This is a genomic window from Cobetia sp. (genome assembly GCF_983723665.1).
This window is the reverse complement of record NZ_CFDJES010000046.1, coordinates 21,469-23,291: the sequence shown is the minus strand read 5'-3', so window position 1 is coordinate 23,291 and position 1,823 is coordinate 21,469. Positions and strand designations below refer to the sequence as shown.

Below are 1,823 nucleotides of genomic sequence, written 5' to 3'. Positions count from 1 at the left end.
CCTTCGACGGGCTTCACCACGACATAGACACAAGGAAGACGCTACATGATACGCAAGGCTGTTCTGCCTGTTGCCGGTCTCGGCACACGTTGCCTCCCGGCCTCCAAGGCCATCCCCAAGGAAATGATCACCATCGTCGACAAGCCGGTGATCCAATATGTGGTGGAAGAAGCGGTCGCAGCCGGTATCAAGGAAATCGTGCTGGTCACCCATTCCAGCAAGAATGCCATCGAGAACCACTTCGACAAGCACTTCGAGCTGGAAACCACCCTGGAAGCCAAGGGCAAGCTCGAGCTGCTCGAACAGCTGCGTAACATCATTCCGGATGACGTCAAGATCATCAGCGTGCGCCAGCCGGAGCCGCTGGGCCTGGGCCACGCCGTGCTGTGTGCCAAGCCGATCGTCGGTGATGAGCCGTTCATCGTCATGCTGCCGGACGTGCTGGTCGATGGCGAAGGGCTCGAGAAGAATGACCTGGCGCGCATGATGGAGGCCTACGAAGCCACCAACGCCGCCCAGATCATGGTCGAGAATGTCCCGCAGGACATGGCCTACAAGTACGGTATCGTCGCGATCGACGGTGACACGCCGGAAGCCGGCAAGTCCGCCCTGATCAATGGCATGGTCGAAAAGCCGGCCCCGGGCACCGAGCCGTCGACCCTGGCGGTCATCGGCCGTTATCTGTTGCCGGGCCGTATCTTCGAGCTTCTGGAGAACACTCCGCCGGGCGCGGGTGGTGAGATCCAGCTGACCGATGCCATCGACACCCTGCGTGACGACAAGGCCGTCGCGGCCTACCGCATGGCCGGTGATACCTACGATTGCGGCCACCAGCTGGGCTATCTTGAAGCGACTCTTTCCTTCGCCAAGCGTCACCCGACCTTCGGTGAAGGCTTCCGCGAGCTGCTGACTCGCTACCAGGAGAAATAAGCCATGCAGGTGCTGGTGCACGGAAGCGAACTGGCGGCGGCAACGGCCAGCGCCGCTCTGGCGAGCGTGGGTCACCGTGTCTGGTGGTGGCCACATGAGGACATGGACTGGGCTGCCCTGGAACGCGTCGACTGGTTGAACAGTGAGCCAGGCCTGCGCGAACGTCTTGATCGCCATCGGGAGCGGGGCGATCTCACTCTCATCGAGGACCTCGAGTCACTGCGGCGCATCGATATCCACTGGATCGCCGTCTCGCCGGACCAGCGCGAAAGCGCGCTGAGCCGTGTCGAGCAGCTGGTGGCGACCCTGGATGAGCCGCTGGTGCTGGTCAACAACTCGACCTTCCCGGTGGGCACGACCGAGCGTTTCGAGGCGTTGCTGCCGCGTGACGACCAGTACGCCGTCGCCTTGCCGGACATGCTGGAGGAGGGCCGTTCACTGGCCACCTTCGAGCGTCCGGCCCGTTGGTTGCTGGGCAGCGAAGCGGAACCTGCCACCCTGCGGGTGCAGGAGCTGCTGCGTGCCTTCAACCGGCGTGAAGATGTCTTCCAGATCATGCCGCGCCGCGCCGCCGAACTGACCAAGTTGGCCATCAACGGCATGCTCGCGACGCGTATCAGCTACATGAACGAAGTGGCGGGTCTGTCCGACTCCCTCGGTGTCGATGTGGAATATGTGCGTCAGGGCATGGGCGCCGACCCGCGTATCGGCTTCGGCTATCTCTATCCGGGCTGTGGGTTCGGTGGTCCGAACTTCTCGCGTGATCTGATGCGTCTGGCCGATGTCCAGCACCAGACAGGGCGTGAATCGATGTTGCTCGAGCATGTGCTCGACATCAACGAGGCCAAGAAGGAGACGCTGTTCCGCAAGCTGTGGCAGCACTTCGATGGTGA

The 1,823-nt window shown here is 62.4% G+C and carries 2 protein-coding genes; both read left to right on the top strand.

Features of this window, described 5'->3' with window-relative positions:
• The first annotated feature begins 45 nt into the window (after positions 1-45).
• Positions 46-930 carry a UTP--glucose-1-phosphate uridylyltransferase GalU gene (gene galU, locus AC4FAH_RS06705; protein WP_054556681.1) on the top strand — a complete coding sequence of 295 codons (885 nt, stop codon included), beginning with the start codon at positions 46-48 and terminating at the stop codon, positions 928-930.
• Positions 931-933: 3 nt separating this feature from the next.
• On the top strand, positions 934-1,823 hold an 890-nt coding region (locus AC4FAH_RS06700), incomplete at its 3' end, for a nucleotide sugar dehydrogenase (protein ID WP_490245795.1).